At 47.8% G+C, this 13,973-nt stretch carries 14 protein-coding genes and 1 pseudogene; 11 read left to right on the top strand and 4 right to left on the bottom strand.

Going from position 1 to position 13,973, the window contains the following annotated elements; all coding sequences use genetic code 11:
- Window positions 1–48: 48 nt before the first annotated feature.
- The gene (locus tag EOPP23_RS19870; protein WP_153767743.1) at window positions 49–396 is read right to left on the bottom strand and encodes a phosphodiesterase; all 348 of its coding nucleotides are present in this window, start codon (window positions 394–396) and stop codon (window positions 49–51) included.
- A gap of 140 nt (window positions 397–536) precedes the next feature.
- Between EOPP23_RS19870 and EOPP23_RS19865 the strand changes: the two genes are divergently transcribed.
- Both EOPP23_RS19865 and lolD read left to right on the top strand, forming a co-directional pair.
- Window positions 537–1,781: a lipoprotein-releasing ABC transporter permease subunit gene (locus EOPP23_RS19865; RefSeq protein WP_153767742.1), complete on the top strand. Its 1,245-nt coding sequence runs from the start codon at window positions 537–539 to the stop codon at window positions 1,779–1,781.
- Window positions 1,774–2,481, top strand: a complete 708-nt coding sequence (gene lolD, locus EOPP23_RS19860) for a lipoprotein-releasing ABC transporter ATP-binding protein LolD (protein WP_228550811.1) — start codon at window positions 1,774–1,776, stop codon at window positions 2,479–2,481. The genes EOPP23_RS19865 and lolD overlap by 8 nt, the downstream gene beginning before the upstream one ends.
- A 108-nt stretch (window positions 2,482–2,589) precedes the next feature.
- Here lolD and EOPP23_RS19855 read toward each other — a convergent pair whose 3' ends face one another.
- From EOPP23_RS19855 to EOPP23_RS19845, 3 genes are all read right to left on the bottom strand, one after another.
- Entirely contained in the window at window positions 2,590–3,963 is a 1,374-nt protein-coding gene (locus tag EOPP23_RS19855; protein ID WP_153767741.1) for a hypothetical protein, read from the bottom strand.
- A gap of 195 nt (window positions 3,964–4,158) precedes the next feature.
- Entirely contained in the window at window positions 4,159–4,443 is a 285-nt protein-coding gene (locus EOPP23_RS19850; RefSeq protein ID WP_153767740.1) for a hypothetical protein, read from the bottom strand.
- A gap of 55 nt (window positions 4,444–4,498) precedes the next feature.
- A complete protein-coding gene (locus EOPP23_RS19845; RefSeq protein WP_153767739.1) occupies window positions 4,499–5,020 on the bottom strand; it encodes a DUF2062 domain-containing protein in 522 nt (173 codons plus the stop codon).
- Between the two features lie 240 nt (window positions 5,021–5,260).
- Here EOPP23_RS19845 and EOPP23_RS19840 point away from each other — a divergent pair, with 240 nt between their 5' ends.
- The 9 genes and pseudogenes from EOPP23_RS19840 to EOPP23_RS19800 all read left to right on the top strand — a co-directional run bounded on the left by EOPP23_RS19840 (window position 5,261) and on the right by EOPP23_RS19800 (window position 13,973).
- Entirely contained in the window at window positions 5,261–7,582 is a 2,322-nt protein-coding gene (locus EOPP23_RS19840) for a DNA internalization-related competence protein ComEC/Rec2 (RefSeq protein WP_153767738.1), read from the top strand.
- A 92-nt stretch (window positions 7,583–7,674) separates the two neighbouring features.
- A complete protein-coding gene (locus EOPP23_RS19835; RefSeq protein WP_370514837.1) occupies window positions 7,675–8,304 on the top strand; it encodes a MotA/TolQ/ExbB proton channel family protein in 630 nt (209 codons plus the stop codon).
- Window positions 8,304–8,732, top strand: coding sequence for a biopolymer transporter ExbD (locus EOPP23_RS19830; RefSeq protein WP_153767737.1), 429 nt, complete (start codon window positions 8,304–8,306; stop codon window positions 8,730–8,732). Before EOPP23_RS19835 ends, EOPP23_RS19830 begins: the two co-directional genes overlap by 1 nt.
- A complete protein-coding gene (gene lpxK / locus EOPP23_RS19825) occupies window positions 8,732–9,775 on the top strand; it encodes a tetraacyldisaccharide 4'-kinase (RefSeq protein ID WP_153767736.1) in 1,044 nt (347 codons plus the stop codon). The genes EOPP23_RS19830 and lpxK overlap by 1 nt, the downstream gene beginning before the upstream one ends.
- Window positions 9,768–9,950: pseudogene (locus tag EOPP23_RS19820) on the top strand (Trm112 family protein); the annotation flags it as partial. The gene lpxK and the pseudogene EOPP23_RS19820, both read left to right, overlap by 8 nt.
- Window positions 9,951–10,030: 80 nt before the next feature.
- Window positions 10,031–10,813 carry a 3-deoxy-manno-octulosonate cytidylyltransferase gene (gene kdsB / locus EOPP23_RS19815; RefSeq protein WP_153767734.1) on the top strand — a complete coding sequence of 261 codons (783 nt, stop codon included), beginning with the start codon at window positions 10,031–10,033 and terminating at the stop codon, window positions 10,811–10,813.
- A gap of 36 nt (window positions 10,814–10,849) precedes the next feature.
- Window positions 10,850–11,332, top strand: a complete 483-nt coding sequence (locus EOPP23_RS19810; protein ID WP_153767733.1) for a low molecular weight protein-tyrosine-phosphatase — start codon at window positions 10,850–10,852, stop codon at window positions 11,330–11,332.
- Window positions 11,333–11,336: 4 nt separating this feature from the next.
- On the top strand, window positions 11,337–12,353 hold the full coding sequence (gene murB, locus EOPP23_RS19805; protein ID WP_153767732.1) for a UDP-N-acetylmuramate dehydrogenase: 1,017 nt from the start codon (window positions 11,337–11,339) through the stop codon (window positions 12,351–12,353).
- A gap of 168 nt (window positions 12,354–12,521) precedes the next feature.
- Entirely contained in the window at window positions 12,522–13,973 is a 1,452-nt protein-coding gene (locus EOPP23_RS19800) for a L,D-transpeptidase family protein (RefSeq protein ID WP_153767731.1), read from the top strand.

Raw genomic sequence — 13,973 nt, 5'->3', positions numbered from 1 at the left:
GCGCTTTTGATTCCTTCCTGATTCGAAGCCTTTCTAGTTGAGACTTTCCTAGTTCGAAGCCTTTTCAGTTGAGCTTCTGGCAATACTGGTACCAGTAGATTCAGTTTTCTTGTGATGAACAACCGTTCTAAGCACAGTTTTACCTTCAAAATAAACCGTTATATCCGCATAGACCCAGCTGGTGATGGCTGGCTTGCCGATGGTTTCAGAGCCTTGGGGTACGCCCAGACGATCTTCTACCGACTGCATGCTTTCACCCCATTTGGGAATCAGAATAGTGCTTCTGAGTTCGGCTGACTGGCTGCCAACGGGGACGGCGATGGAATCCTGAGCTGACACCGAAGTGACCAGAAGAAATGGGAGAAGGGCAACTGTTTTGATCAGTTGAAAGTTCATGATTATTTACACCAGCCTTGGCTGTGGAACGAGGGCGAAGAGCCGTTTCGAGTAAAGGTTTGAAAACAGCGTTTCTTCGCGGCTGTTTGATCGGGTTATAATAACCAACTTACAAACCATTGACTCCTTATAATTCCTAAATGTTCAGACCATTACCCTTTTTTGTCGGGCTCCGGTACACACGGGCCAAGCGAAGGAATCATTTTATTTCCTTCATATCTCTTATGTCGATGGTGGGGCTGACACTGGGTGTCTCGGTTCTGATCATTGTCATGTCAGTCATGAACGGCTTTGACCGGGAGCTGAAACAGCGCATTCTCGGGATGGTGCCTCATGCCACCATCACTGCAGCCAATGGTGGTATGGATGACTGGCAGGGCATTCTTGAGCAGGCAACTGAAACAGAAGGTGTGGTTGCTGCTGCGCCTTTTGTTGATGGCCAGGGCATGTTGACCAGCGGCGATGTGGTTCGTGGTGCCATGGTTTACGGTATTGACCCGACTTATGAAAAGAAGGTCTCTATCATCAACGACCATATGGTGCAGGGTGATCTGGACAAGCTGCAGCCCGGCGAGTTTGGCATCGTAATGGGCGAGCTGATGGCTCAGTATCTGGGCGTTACTCTCGGTGACAAGGTCACTCTGGTTCTGCCTGAAGCCAATGTAAACCTTGCTGGTGTATTCCCCCGGCTTAAACGTTTCACCATTGTCGGGCTTTTCTCTGTTGGCGCTGAAGTGGATTCCACGCTTGGCTATATCCATATCAAGGACGGCGCTCGCTTTATGCGGATTCCGGAAGGTGTGGAAGGCGTTCGTCTGAAAATGGATGATCTGTTCCAGGCGCCAAAGCTGTCCTGGGAAGTGGCCATGCAGTTGCCGGGACGTTACTACGTTCAGGACTGGACTCGAACACAGGGTCAGCTGTTTCAGGCTATCCAGATGGAAAAAACCATGGTTGGTTTGCTGCTGACTCTGATTGTTGCTGTTGCCGCCTTTAATATTGTCTCCACTCTGGTGATGGTGGTGACAGATAAACAGTCGGATATTGCGATCCTTAGAACGCTGGGTGCCAGCCCTCGAACCATTATGGGCATCTTTATGGTTCAGGGTTCATTGATTGGTGTGATTGGTACTTTGTTAGGCGTTGGGCTGGGTATTCTTGCCGCACTTAATGTTTCTGAAATTGTTTCCGGTCTTGAGTCTCTGTTGGGTATTCGATTCCTGAGCCCTGATGTTTACTTTATCAGCTATCTGCCATCGGAACTGCAGTGGCGTGATGTGTGGATTATCAGCGTGGCCGGTCTGGCTATGAGTTTCCTGGCTACTTTGTACCCTGCATGGAAAGCCTCCAAAACACAGCCTGCGGAGGCCCTGCGTTATGACTAATGTAATGACTGCGGAAACAGCCGCTGTACTGCAATGTATCGGGCTGGCTAAAAGCTATGACGAAGGACCTGAGAAACTGCAGGTTCTGAAAGACGTTGATCTGACTATTAACCCATCCGAGCGTGTCGCAATTGTCGGTAGCTCGGGTTCCGGTAAAACGACTCTTTTACAATTGCTGGCCGGACTCGATAAGCCCTCGAGCGGTGAAGTGCGAGTGTGTGGCCACAAACTGTCTGAAATGAAAGATTCGGAACAGAACCGATTGCGTAACCTTCACCTGGGTTTTGTTTATCAGTTTCACCATCTGTTACCAGAGTTCACGGCGCTGGAAAATGTCTCCATGCCTCTGCTGTTGAGAAAAGGCCAGAGTGTCAAAGAGATCAGGGAAAATGTCATGGCCATGCTTGATCTGGTAGGGATTGCTGCAAGAGCGAAGCATAAGCCGGGTGAGCTGTCCGGCGGTGAACGACAGCGTGTGGCTATTGCCCGGGCGTTGGTCACTCAGCCTGACCTGGTGTTTATGGATGAACCAACCGGTAACCTTGATCCTAATACAGCGACCAAGGTTCATGACTTGATGAAAAAGTTGAGTGAGGAGCTGACAACAAGCTTTGTGGTGGTGACGCACGATATGAATCTGGCGAAGCAGATGGATAGAGTCTGCCGACTAGATCAGGGCACACTGGTTATAGACGGATGAGAAACTGAAGAAGAAAATAAAAAAGGCCGGTTAAATTAACTGGCCTTCTTAGTATAAGTTAGGAAATGATTGATCTTCTGAATCAGTTTTCTATGAACATAAGACTTATTATTTGAAATAGAGTCCAGCTGTTAAGGGCAGTAACAGCAATGCGCCTAATAATTTGTTTCTGGAATTGACTGTCCTGGCAGAGTTATAAGCGGGCTTGGGTTCCGGGTAAGTAGCCGTTTGTTGAGAGGGGAGGGGTGGGGATCTTCTGTCCATCGTTGAAACATCAGTATGGTGACAAGGTTGATCTTGCAAAGCTACAGAGAAATAATTGCTGTAGCATTCTCTTTCTGCACTGGAAATTGAATCAGTGCTGCTATCAGAGCATGAACTCCCAAAGCTGTTTTTATTCAGGGTGACTTTAATGTTTGAATCAGTAACGTGAGGAAGACTTATTGATAGTGAAATCAAATCTTTTTCTTCGGAGAAGAAACTGGCATCTCTGATTGCAAACTGTTCGGGGTGGTCGTTAATTATAGCTATCTGTTCATCACTCAAAGGCGTTTCAAGTTGACTGTTTTCATCACTGTTTCTAAAAAGATCAAACTCTGCAATCAGTGTTTCTTCAGAATCTGTACCTATTGAGCTTATTGTAACCGAGTGCAGGTATTTATTATTACTTCTGAGACCTGCGAGGTAGTCATTTCGCTTAATGACCATGTTGACTGTACATTCTGTCGAACTCAATCCAGAGATACTTAAAGCATCTTCAGTCTCCTGGTTGCAGGAGGTTACGAGTTGATTACCAAAGCAGCCCTGAGTAAACTCTGCTCCCTCGATCACAGAACCCTGGAACTCTCTGACAATCAGGTTAAATACCCTAGAGAATGTGAAAAATCTCAGTGCGATTATGCCTTCGATGTTTTCTGCCTCAGCATCTCTAGGTATTTCAACTCTGAAAGTATTAATTTTTGTTCCAAGTCCTGATTCCAGTGGCGAGCGAGAAAGGCTGTATTTCACCATTTCAGGGGCGGGATAACCACTTTGTAATTCTGAGTTTGGAATTCGACTCCAGGAATGATCAGCTTCATTGATTATATTGGGTCTGAATCCAGGGTAAGAATAAGCGAATCGATATTGGCCATCTTCATAGTTTCTGGAAACAATATTGCAATCAGCTGTTTGGGAACCAACTTTTATCGTACTCCGAATAACTGAGTCGCTTATCTCAAAGTCTTTTATTGTGAATATTAATTTGTTTGTTTTTTTTGTTTGAGAATCACAGTATTCAAACAGTTTTCCATATACTCCCCATTGATCATTATTGTTGTTATTAGAATGGGCTGAGATTTCTAATTCTGAATCATCATTTTGATTATTATATTGATAATCAAAGGTTACGTCTGATTTTTGTTGTGCCTCTAAAGCTATGCTCTTACAGCATATAATATACATGCTTCCGACAATATAAGCGGCCAATGTTTTGGCTTTCATAAGTGATCCTTATTAATTTATTTAATAATTAAATTATTCAATCAAAAGAAAAAGTAGGGGATGTGAATAGTAATGGCAAATAAATGAATATGAATGCACTTGTTGAAAGTAGGTTTAACGTATTATTTTAATTTAAGATGATGAAGGTTTAATTAAATCAAGACTGGCCGGAAAGGCCAGTCTTGATTTACAGGATTACAGATTGTACTGACTGGGATCGATGTAGATCCCCAGTGAACGTTTGTCGATACGCTTGTCATTACCCTGTTCCTTGTAGCGGAAGACGACAGTGTCACCTTCGTTTACATCCAGCTGCTTATCAGCTGTCAGGTATTTGTACTCGTCACCGGCCACGGTCAGTGTATGGATGTAGTAATCGGGCATACCCAGCCAGTCGCTGTGAGGGCCATCAGTACTGACATTTTCCAGCACACCACGGCCTTCCAGCTTGGGCTTACGCTTTTGAAAGCTTCTTTGCATGACTTTATTCGGATAACGTTGAATCGAAAGAAATGAAAACAGGCTGGTCGGGAACTTACTTCTCTTGCCTGCGCTTGCAGCGTTGACGCCAGTGACTCACAACATTCCAGCGCCAGTAGAGACGAATCAGCAGGTAACCAAAGGTACCGCCAATCAGGCCGGAAATCAGGGAACCCAGATACAGCGGTTTCCAGATTCTTGCCAGCTCCACGCCTACTCCGTGCAGTGTCAGCTCAAACGGAGTTTCACTGACAGGGATATGCAGGATATAACAACCGACTTTGTAGGTAAAATAGAAAATGGCCGGCATAGTCAATGGATTGGTAATCCAGACCAGTGCAACAGACAACGGCAGGTTGCAGCGCAGAAAGACCGCGAGGGTCGCAGCAACCACCATCTGAAACGGTATGGGAATAAACGCACAGAAAATACCGACGAAAAAAGCCATGGCGGCTGATCGCCGGTTCAGGTGCCAGAGGTTGGCATCTTCAATGGTGCTACCCAGAAAACGAAGGTACTTGTTTTCCTTGATGGATCCAGGATCCGGCAGGTAGCGCTGTATCAGTTTCCTTGCCATGCCCGTAAAAATCTCTCTCTACTGCCACCAGACATTGAGTTGTCCGGGAAGAACTCTGCTGAATAAAAGCAGGGTTCGATTGTTTATCATCAAGATACAGGCTGCTTCATGTGAAAGAGCAGCTATCCTGTATGCCAAACGCGCAGTGTACTGATTTGTACAGGTCGTTTATTGACGTGTGGCATCTTGATTGCGACTGCGCTTGCTGCCCAATAAGGTAGGCCATTATGCACAGATTGTATGAAACTCTCTATAACACCAGCTATAAGACCTATAAATCTTCGTGACAGCTTGAGCTTCTTTATTGCTGGCCTGTTGATCAGTGTATTTCTACCTCTGACCGTACCTCTTCCACTGGTTATGGCTATCGGCCTGCTGATGCTGCTATTGATCGTATTGGTCAATATTGCAGGTATAGATCTACAAGCTTTCACTAGTATGACCGCATTCTTTCTGATTGGTTTCATTGTTGGTACGGCTCATGGAATATTACTTCAAAAACAGTGGTTGCCGTCTGCGCTTGAAGGTAAAGATTTGTTTATCAAGGGTAAGGTTTCAGGGCTGCCTTCTGGCTCAAGCGGCTTGACTCGATTTCAGTTCTTGTCCGAAGAAATCGGTGGTGAAAAACAACTGCCAGGAAAGCTCTGGCTTAGCTGGTATCGATCATCGGAGTTGATGCCTGATCAGGAATGGCAGTTAAAAGTCAGGTTGAGGCACCCAAGAGGAAGTTACAGTAGGGGTGCTTTTGACCGGGAAGCCTGGGCAGCGAGAGAAGGTGTGATTGCCGTTGGTTATGTAAAAGAAGGTGAGTTACTATCCGGGTCGAAGAGTCTGAGTGTTGGAACTATCCGTTCAGCGATCAGAGGCTGGCTTCAGCAAAGCACCAGCCCTGATAATGCGGCTGTTTTGTCAGCTATTTTGATTGGCGATAAATCAGGGCTGTCTCAACAACAGTGGGATAACTTTAACAATACCGGCACGACCCACTTGATGGTGATCTCCGGTTTGCATATTGGCATGGTGGCGGTACTAGGGTTCTGGTTAGTTCTGGTTCTGGCAAGGACAGGGCTGATTCCTCTTCGAGTTGTCAGCCTGCCAGTATTGGCTTCTATAACGTCTTTAATATTGGCGTTTGGTTATGCGCTCCTGGCAGGCTTTAATATTCCGGTTCAGCGAGCGTTAGTCATGACATCTGTGGTTCTGGCCGGACCATTGCTCGGAATAAAAGCAAGACCTTCGACTTTGTACCTTCTGGCAATGGCTGTGGTGTTATTAATCGAGCCTCTTGCTGCTACCAGTGCTGGTTTCTGGTATTCCTTTGCTGCGGTTGCCATTTTGCTTTATGGCTGCTGTGGCAGAGTCAGGGAGGGTGAGTCGATTTCGATGCAATGGCTTCGACCACAGCTCTGGGTATTCTTTATGCTCAGTCCTTTATTGATGCAGAACCAGCAAACAGTAAACCTACTTTCACCACTGATAAATCTGCTGGCGATTCCTCTGCTTGGGATGGTTGTCCTTCCTTTGGCTTTTTTGGCGCTTACAGTGCAGATGTTTTTCGAGCCTTTGTCGTCTTTTTTGTTGATGCTGCTGGAAGTATTTCTGGCGGGCTGGGGTAAGGTCATGGCCTGGTTATCTGAAAACGATCTGTCTTTGCCAGTGTTGAGTTGTGAGCCCTGGCAGCTGGTTTTCGTTTCGGTGGCTGTTTTACTTTTGTTGTCTGTATCAACCTTAAAGCTGCGCTGGCTGGTTCTTTTTTTTCTTTCCCCTTGGCTGTTTCCTGTGAAAACGGTGCCAGAAACAGGGGAAGCCAAAGTCAGTGTGATCGATGTGGGGCAGGGGCTCTCTGTTCTGATTCAGACCCATAACCATGCCATGCTTTATGATACAGGAGTCGCCAGCAGGGGGCGTTTTAACTCCGCCAGTAGCACTATTATTCCCTATATTGCCCGAGAGCAGATCAGTCAGCTGGATCTGATCATGGTATCCCATGGTGATGAAGATCACTCCGGTGGTTTGTCGGCTCTGCTGAAAAGGTATCCTGGCGTGCCGGTAGTGGCTGGATCTTCTGTGGGTCATTACAGTGGTCATATCAGCCACTGTAATAGAGGTGAACAGTGGCGCTGGGATCATGTTCGTTTTGAGGTTCTATCCGGCAGCGAGCCCGGTTTAAAAAGCAACGAGCGTTCCTGCGTATTAAAAATAACCGCTCAGAATGGTAGAAGTATTTTACTGGCGGGTGATATCAGTCGAAAGAAAGAGGCTGCTTTGGTCTCTGACGGTTTGATTAATCCATCTGATTTTTTGCTGTTGCCTCATCATGGTAGTAAACACTCGAGCTCGAGCCGTTTTCTTGAAAAAGTATCTGCCAGTCAGCTGTTGGTGTCAGCGGGTTATGGCAACCGTTTCGGGCACCCGGCAAAGGCAACGCTTGAGCGTATAAAAGAATTGGGTGTTGATCTGAAAAATACAGCGAAATCAGGTACTTTGTCGTTTATTCTTGGGGCCGGATTTGATGAAATTAAGTCATTCCGACAACAATATAACTACTACTGGTGGCGATAAACTGTTTATGGCTACTAATCGCTGCTGGCTCAATAGTCACACAACAAGACTCTGTGGTAGAGTTTGATGATTAAAATGATAGGGAATACGCTGTGTTCGAATTGGTGAAATCCGGCGGCTGGCTGATGCTGCCTATTCTGCTGAGCTCTGTTATTGCCATGGCCATTGTGCTTGAGCGTCTCTGGACTTTAAGACCTTCCCGCATTGCGCCTAAGAATACCCTTTCGCAGGTGTGGAAGTGGATCAAGAATAATGATCTCGATAACAAGAAAGTCAGCAACCTGAAAGAAGAATCTCCGCTGGGTGAAATCCTGGCTGCCGGCATCGGCAATGCCCGTTATGGTCGCGAGATCATGAAAGAGAGTATTGAAGAAGCGGCAGGTCGAGTGATTCACAACCTGGAACGTTTTCTGAATCCTCTGGGTACTATCGCAGCGATTGCACCTTTGTTAGGTCTGCTGGGTACCGTTATCGGTATGATTGATGTCTTTACTGTCATCATGCTCGAAGGTACCGGTAATGCCGGTGTTCTAGCGGGTGGTATTTCCAAGGCTCTGATCACTACTGCAGCGGGTCTGTCCGTTGCTATTCCGGCATTGATTTTCCATCGTTATTTTATGCGTCGCATCGATGAACTGGTAGTGACCATGGAGCAGGAAGCCATCAAGCTGGTGGAAGTTTTACAGGGTGAGCGTAAGCTGAAAGACCGCGAGGGCAAGTGATGAAGTTTCGTCGCCAGTCCACGGAAGAGGTGTCGCTGAACCTGACACCTCTGATTGACGTTGTGTTTCTGCTGCTAATTTTCTTTATGGTCTCTACGACCTTTACCAAGGAAACCCAGCTGGCTATCGATTTGCCGGAAGCCAGTGGTGAGCAGCGTGAACAGGTTCAGAATAATCAGGTGGAAATCTCCATCAGCAAGAGCGGTGATTTTGCTGTTAATGGCAGGTCTCTGGTCAATGCCAGTCTGGACACGTTAAAGAATGCACTGGCCAAGGTCAGTGACGGTGATACCAATCTGCCACTGATTATTACCGCTGATGCCAACACACCTTACCAGTCTGTGGTGACTGCCATGGACGCTGCCGGCCAGCTGGGTTTTGCCAATCTCAGTATGACAACCCGCCAGCCCAAGGAATCTGCTAACTGATGTCTATCGAATCCCGTCGCTGGAAAGATCGTTTCAGCGACTCGGTTCTTAAATCATGGTACAGCACAGGAGGGTGGACCCGCCTGTTGCTACCGCTCTCTTGGCTTTATCAACGCATTGCCCAGCAGCAGAAAAGTAAAAAACTGGCGTCTGATCGCTGGCAACCTTCTGTGCCGGTGATTGTGGTCGGTAATATTTCTGTTGGCGGTACTGGCAAAACACCGGTGGTGGCCAGTCTGGTTAAACGACTGCAGTCTGAAGGTTATCGCCCCGGTATTGCCAGCAGGGGGTTTGGTTCCAGTTCTTTAAATTATCCTCTGTCAGTTACTGCGGATTCTGATCCAAAGAGTGTCGGTGATGAGCCAGTCATGCTGGCCAGTCAGACTGGCATTCCGGTGATGGTTGATCCTAACAGAGTGTCTGCTGCCAAAGCCTTGATTGAGCAGTTTGATTGCGACCTGATCATCGCCGATGATGGCCTTCAGCACTATAATCTGGTGCGACATATTGAGCTGGCCGTTGTAGATGGTGCCCGTATGCTGGGCAACCAGTTAAGCTTGCCTGCAGGGCCTTTGCGAGAGTTGCCGGAACGACTGGAAACGGTTGATCTGGTACTGGTCAATGGCCAGGCGCAGAAAAAGCTGGATGTTGCTTTTGACAGTTTTTATCTGCAACCGGACGACCTGAAGCCTGTGATCAAGGGAAAAGGTTCTGAGCCACCGGAAAAAGGTAAGGTTCATGGTGTTGCCGGTATCGGTAATCCGGAGCGTTTTTTCCTGACGCTGGAGCAGGAAGGTTACGAGGTTATTCCACACCCGTTTCCTGATCACCATGATTTCTCTGAGCTGGACCTGCAGTTTGGCGATGAGCTGCCAGTACTGATGACGGCGAAAGATGCGGTAAAATGCCGGACTTACAGTAACGACAAGCTCTGGTATCTGCCGGTTCAGGCGCATATGCCGGAATCGGTGTTTGAACGAATTTTGACTCTGATTGAAACCAAAGGGCCGCAGTCGCGGTCAAACAAGGATTCCCATGGATAAGAAGCTGTTTGAGATTATCGCCTGCCCATTATGCAAAGGTGACCTCAACTATCGTAAGGATGAAGCTGAGCTGGTTTGCCGCCCCTGCGGTCTGGCATACCCTATTCGTGATGATATTCCGGTGATGCTCGATAACGAAGCCCGTACCCTGACAACCGATGAACGCCTTGATGGCGGTGAAGCGCCTGCTGCTTCTAAAGATAGCGCTGCTAAAGAGAGTGCTTCTGACGATGCTGCAGGTGAAGGTTCTGCCTGATGAGTAACGCTGCCTTTACCGTTGTTATTCCAGCCCGTTTCGGTTCCAGTCGCCTGCCCGGTAAGCCGCTGGCGGATATTTGTGGCAAGCCCATGATTCAGCATGTGTACGAACGTGCATGTGAGAGTAATGCCAGCAGAGTTATTATCGCTACTGACGATGAGCGTATTGTTAAGGCTGCTGAAGGTTTTGGGGCTGAGGTTTGTTTGACTCTGGCAGGTCATCCTTCAGGAACTGACCGCCTACAGGAAGTAACCCGGCTCTACGAGATGTCGGATAACGAAGTGATTGTGAATGTTCAGGGCGATGAGCCGTTGATTCCTGCTTCTGTGATCAATCAGGTGGCAGAAAACCTGATGCAGGCACCTGATGCAGGCGCAGCTACTCTGGCTGAATCCATCAAGACCCGCAACGACCTATTTAATCCCAATGTGGTTAAAGTCGTCTCCGATCTTCAGGGTTATGCGCTCTATTTCAGTCGTGCGCCAATGCCCTGGGCCAGAGATGAATTTGCTGCTGGCGACCAGGCTATGCCAAATTTGGATATGTTCCGTCGTCATATTGGTATCTACGCCTACCGTGTTGGTCTGCTGAATCAGTATGTGCAGTGGCCGCAGAGTCCGCTGGAATCGCTGGAGTCTCTTGAGCAGCTTCGCCTGCTCTGGAACGGCCACCGTATCCATGTGGCTGATGCTCTGGAAACACCGCCTCACGGTGTTGATACGGAAGAAGATCTGGCTGCGGTCAGGACTTTGATGGAAAAGCGTCTGGCTCAGGCCTGATTTTACAAAGGGCGAAAGGCTAGAAAAAGGAATTGTATGATCAAGGTAATGTTTGTCTGCCTCGGTAATATCTGTCGTTCGCCTACAGCTCATGGTGTTTTTGAGCAAATGGTGAAAGAGCAGGGGCTGGAACACCTGATTCAGGTGGAATCTTCTGGAACCAGTGGCTGGCATCAGGGTGAAAAGCCGGACGGTCGCTCCTCTGCGGAGGCGGCAAACCGTGGTTATGATCTCAGTTATGTGCGCTCTCAGGCGACCACTGATGCTGATTTTGTCGAGATGGATTATCTACTGGCAATGGATGCAGATAATCTGGTTGAGCTTCAGAGTCGTTGTCCGAAAGAGTATCAGCATAAGCTGTCACTGTTTCTCTCCCATGCAGAGCTGTCCGAGTCAGAAGTTCCTGACCCTTACTATGGTGGAACTAAAGGTTTCTCCCATGTCCTTGATCTGGTGGAAGCGGGCAGCCGCGCACTGCTTGAGCATATTTGTTCCCAACATTCCCTCGGGAATCGCTGACTTCATGAAAATTGTTGAAAATTACTCACTTCAGCCACTGAACACCTTTGGTTTTGATGTTTCGGCCCGCTATTTTGGGCAGGCTGAAACCGTTGAAGACCTCAGGCAGGCCATCGGTTTTGCTGGAGAGAAAAAGCTGCTGCTGATTCCGTTGGGTGGTGGTAGCAATGTTGTACTCAGTGATCATCTGGAAGCTCTGGTTCTCGCTGTTGATCTGAAAGGCCGTTCAGTGGTGAGTCAGCAAAATGATCAAATGCTGGTGCAGTGTAGGGCGGGTGAGAACTGGCATGAATTTGTTCTCTGGACACTGGATAACGAAGCTTATGGTCTTGAAAACCTCTCCCTGATTCCCGGTAATGTCGGTGCTGCACCTATTCAAAATATTGGCGCTTACGGTGTTGAGATAAAGGATGTTTTTCATAGTCTGGAAGCTCTAGATATTGCGACAGGTGAACTTCGCACTTTTGATCGTGATGACTGCCAGTTTGGTTACCGTGATTCGGTGTTTAAAAACAGCCTGAAAGACCGCTTTATCATTACCTCGGTGACCTTTGAATTGAGCAGCGTTCTGGAGCCGAAACTTGGCTATGGTCACCTTCAGAATGCAGTGCAGAAAAAGGCCGCTGGACAGTCACTGACAGCAAAAATGATCAGTGATGTGGTCTGTGAAATTCGCAGCCAGAAACTGCCGGATCCTGCAGTGATTGGTAATGCCGGCAGCTTTTTCAAGAATCCGGTAGTGCCTGCTTCAGTAGTTGATCGGTTAAAGCAGGAATTTCCAGATCTGGTTTGTTTCCCCTTTGAAGGTGAATGGAAGCTGGCCGCAGGCTGGTTGATTGATCAAGCAGGTTTGAAGGGTTTTACCATGGGGCAGGTTGGCACTTACGCTAAACAGGCGCTGGTGCTGGTTAATCATGGTGAGGGCACTCCGCGAGAGCTTGTAGCTCTGGCGGATCATATTCGTTCAACGGTTCTGGCCAGGTTTGGTGTTGAGCTCGAAATGGAACCCAGGGTTTACTGATACTTTCCAGGCAATCGCTGTTCAAGCGCCTGACAAAAGTCCGGCGCTATTCCTTTCTTTCTTCCTCCTTATATTCCAGTTGTTCTGTCTACTCTTATCAATACATATGAATTGATTGAGAAAGCCTGTACGCAGTAAGGCTTGGCTTTACTGATATACGGAGTTTTCATGCGCAGTTTACTGTTCTTGGCGTTATCGCTGTCTGTTCCATCCTTTCTCCATGCTCAGTCTTCAGGCTGGCTGGCCATTCCTGAAGTGACTCAGAAGCCTGAACCGATTCTGGTGGATGAGCTTGATCCTGAAGCGCCGAGCAGTGAACAGCTGATAAAGTGGATGTCCTCAGCGGCCCGCCACGGTATCGATATTCCTCAGAGTAAATGGTTGCAACTGGCGGCAGACCCTTCGCCCCAGAATGTTCGTCAGGTGGCCCATGAATACGCTTCCTATCTGGATACCGGGAGGCTCAAACCAGAGGTGTATCAACCCAGCTGGCATATCAAGGACAGGCCAAGTCTGCCAGTGCTTGAAGATCATATGAGTGCTGACAGTCTCGATCTGGTGGAGTCCAAGTTACCTCAGTACAAGCTTTTTGTTGCTGCTTTGAGGCGTTTGGAAGCCTGGGTGGGCAGTGTTGAAAAGCACTTCCCAAAAGGATTGGTGTTGGAGAAAGGTGATCGTCACCCGTCATTATTGAGATTGAATCAGTGGCTGGTCGATCTGGATATGGCTGATCGATTGCCAGCTGGTAGTTACTCTTCGTCTCACGAAGCTGCAATCAAGCGAGTGCAGAAGAAATATCGTATCTACGCAGATGGACAACTGGGACCAAGAGCCAGAAGAGCGCTGGTCGCTATGACCCTTGATCGTATCAAGGTGCTGAAGGTGAATATGGAGCGTATGCGCTGGCTGCCCAGAACCCTGCCTTACCCTCATGTGATGGTTGATATTGCCGGTTTTAATGTCGCCTGGGTAACCAGTGAAACCAGAAAACGTCAGTTCAAGGCGATAGTAGGAAAGCCATCCAGGCAAACACCGGTGTTTCAGGAAGAGATTGAGAGTATTACCATCAACCCATACTGGCGGGTTCCCAGTTCTATCGCTTCAACTTCAATCCTGCGCAAGGCCAAGAAAGACCCCGGTTTTTTAAAGCGTGAAGGTTTCTCGGTCTACTCGAGCTGGAAGATGGGCGCTAGAAAGGTTGATCCTTCAACGGTTAACTGGAGTCAGTACAGTCGTCGAAACTTTCCTTATCGTATTGAGCAGAAGCCCGGAAAGGTAAACCGATTAGGCCGCTTTAAGCTGGATTCCCCTAATGCTTTCAGCATCTATCTTCATGATACTGACAGGCCTGAGTTGTTTAAGAGAGAGAGAAGAACCTTTAGTTCAGGCTGTACGCGAGTGGAGAATATTGATCAATTGATTGGCAGTATCCTGAGGTATCAGGGAATGGGGAGTCAGGTTGATGGTGTGTTGAAACAGAAAGAAACAGGTAGATTGAAGTTGAGAAAGAAAGTGCCACTCTATTTCGTCTACTTTACGGCCTGGCCGGATCGTCATGGCCGTATTCGTTTCAGGGATGATATTTATCACCTGGATGGAGCCCTGCTAGCCAAGCTATGA

The sequence above is a fragment of the Endozoicomonas sp. OPT23 genome (genome assembly GCF_009653635.1).
Lineage (GTDB): Bacteria > Pseudomonadota > Gammaproteobacteria > Pseudomonadales > Endozoicomonadaceae > Endozoicomonas_A.
This window is presented reverse-complemented; position numbering and strand designations above follow the sequence as displayed.